Origin of the sequence: Streptomyces lushanensis, assembly GCF_001700515.1 — a bacterium.
Classification (GTDB): Bacteria; Actinomycetota; Actinomycetes; order Streptomycetales; family Streptomycetaceae; genus Streptomyces; species Streptomyces lushanensis.
The window spans coordinates 1-2643 of the sequence record NZ_MAUD01000607.1 but is presented as its reverse complement, the minus strand read 5'-3'; the positions used below and the strand labels follow the sequence as shown (position 1 = coordinate 2643).

2 protein-coding genes are annotated in these 2643 nt (G+C 76.7%); one reads left to right on the top strand and one right to left on the bottom strand.

Annotation, left to right across the window (positions count from 1 at the left end; genetic code table 11):
- The coding region (locus tag BFF77_RS37500; RefSeq protein ID WP_245703987.1) for a DUF5682 family protein at window positions 1-215 on the bottom strand (215 nt) is incomplete at its 3' end.
- Between BFF77_RS37500 and BFF77_RS31765 the strand changes: the two genes are divergently transcribed.
- Window positions 208-2643, top strand: a 2436-nt coding sequence (locus BFF77_RS31765) for a DUF5682 family protein (RefSeq protein ID WP_425424459.1), incomplete at its 3' end; no start/stop codon positions are given. The genes BFF77_RS37500 and BFF77_RS31765 overlap by 8 nt on opposite strands.

Below are 2643 nucleotides of genomic sequence, written 5' to 3'. Positions count from 1 at the left end.
TCCCCGCGCCCCGCCGCGGGCAGTCCGCGCAGCGCGGCCAGGTCCCTCGCGACCCGTATCACCTCACGGGCGTCGGCCGGTCCGCTCGGATGCCCGGCGTCCCGTATCCCCGCGCAGATCCGGACGGTGGCCGACGTCAGCAGATCGTCCAGCAGCGCGGGATCGCCCGCGGCGGGGCGCGGGGAACTGGTGGAGGCGGCGCAGACCGTGCTCACTCAGGGGCAGTTGTTCGGGCGGGGCCGGATCGTGGCCGCCGCGATGGAGAAGGTCCTGGTCGGTGTCCGGCAGGGCAGGCTCGCGCCCGGGACGCCCCGCTCGGGCCTCGGCCCGGCCGTCGAGGCGCTGCTCGGCACGCTGTCGCTGCCCACGCCGGCCGCTCCCGAGCGCCGGGAGCTGCGCCTCGACGCGCACCGCGGCGAGCTGGACCGTCGCCGTGAGCTGTGTCTGCGCAGGCTCGCGGTCTGCCGTGTCCCGTACGGCGAGGAGACCGAAGTGGCGGGTGTGGGCGACGCCGCCGCGCTGACCACGCGCTGGGCCGTGGCCTGGTCGCCGTCGACAGCGGCGATGCTCGATGTGGCGGGTGTGCACGGGGTGACACTCGATCAGGCGGCGTCCGGCGTGCTGCGCCGCCGGTGGACGGCGGAGCGCCGGGCGGGCGGTCCCACGGCCGCCGAGGCGCTCGCGGGGCTGGAGGAGTCGGCGCGCTGCGGGCTGCCCGGGCTCGCCGCCGAACGCCTGGCGGAGACCGCAGGACTGCTGCCCGCGTCCGGCACCCTGCCCGAACTGCTCTCCGGGCTCGCGCTGCTGGACCGGATCGGCTCGGGACATCTGCCGGGGCTGCCCCCGGAGTGGGAGCGGGCCGCGCTCGCCTCGGCGTACGAGAAGCTGGCCGCGGCCGGGATCCGGGCGCTGGACGGGCTCGCGGGCTCCACGGATCCCGCGGACGCGCGGGCGCTGGTCTCGCTGGCGGCCCGGTCCTCCTCGGCGCTCGGCGGCGGTCTGCGGCTCGATGCCGCGCTGACCCGGCTCGGCGCGGAGGCGACGGCGCTGATCCAGGGTGCTGCGGGCGCGGCCCAGGTGCTGCTCGGACAGCGGGACGCGGCCGGGTTCGGCACCCGGCTGGCCTCGCGGGTGGACAGTGCGACGACACCCGCGCTCCGCACCGATCTGGCCGGTTTTCTGAGCGGCGTGCTGCTCGCGGCGGGCCCGCTGCTGGAGACGGGCGCCGCGCTGGATCCGCTGCTGGAACGTGTGGAGGCTCTCCCGGACCGCGCTTTCCTGGACCGACTGCCCGCTCTGCGCGCGGGCTTCGACACCCTGTCCCCCGCCGCCAGATCCCGGCTGCTCGCCACCGTCGAGGACCGCACGGGCCTCGCCACGGGCACGCTGCCCGCCGCCCTGTCGGACCCGGTGGCCCTGGCCCTCCTGGCCTCGGCGGACCTGGCGGGCCGCGAGGCCCTGGCGGCACGGGGGCTGACCCCGGCGCGGGACACGCGGCACTCACCGGCACCCGCCCCGGCTCGTTCGGCCGACGGCGGTACGGGAGCGGACGCGGCCACCGGCACCGGCGCGGCCCCTGGACGGGGCGTGCGGTCGGCGGATCCGGCGCTCGGCGCCGGGGAGCGGTGGCGGTTGCTGCTCGGACGAGGACGAGGGCTGAGCGGACAGGCGGCCCGGCTGGCCGCGGCGCTGGACGAGCTGTACGGATACGGACGCGGCGAGGGCTCACGGGGTGAGGAGCGGAACCAAAGCGCGGCCACGGGCGGGGACGAGCCGTCGTATCCCGATGTCCGGGCCTGGTCGGAGGAGCTGTCCGCGCTGTTCGGGCCCGGTGTGCGCGAGGAGGTCCTGGCGGCCGCCGCGGACGCGGGCCGGCTCGACGCGGCCCTGGAGCTGGACCCGGCCTCGGCGCGCCCGTCCGTCGAACTGCTGCGTACCGTCCTGTCGTACGCCGGTGGTCTGCCCGAGCGGCAGCTCGCCCGGCTGCGGCCCCTGGTGGCTCGGCTGGTCGCCGAGTTGACCGAGGCGCTCGCCAACCGGATGCGGCCCGCGCTCAACGGCCTCTCCCATCCGCGTCCCACCCGCCGTCCCGGCGGTCCGCTGGACCTCGCCCGGACGCTGCGCGCCAATCTGGCGACGGCACGCCGGGATCCGGACACGGGAGCGGTGACGGTCCTGCCCGAGCGGCCCGTCTTCCGTACGCGCGCCCGCAGGACGGCCGACTGGCGGCTGGTCCTGGTCGTGGACGTGTCGGGCTCGATGGAGGCATCGACGGTCTGGGCCGCGCTCACCGCCTCCGTGCTGGCCGGTGTCCCGGCGGTGAGCACGCACTTCGTGGCGTTCTCCACCGAGGTGCTGGATCTCACCGACCAGGTGGACGACCCGCTCGGCCTGCTGCTGGAGGTCCGGGTCGGCGGCGGTACGAACATCGCGCGCGGGCTGCGGCACGCCCGTGAGCTGGTGACCGTACCCTCCCGCACGCTGGTCGTGCTGATCAGCGACTTCGAGGAGGGCGGCCCGGTCGCTCCATTGCTCTCGGAGGTACGCGCGCTGGTCGACGCGGGCTGCCATGTCCTGGGCTGCGCCTCACTGGACGACGAGGGCCGGCCGCGCTATTCGGCGGGGGTGGCGGGTCAGTTGGTC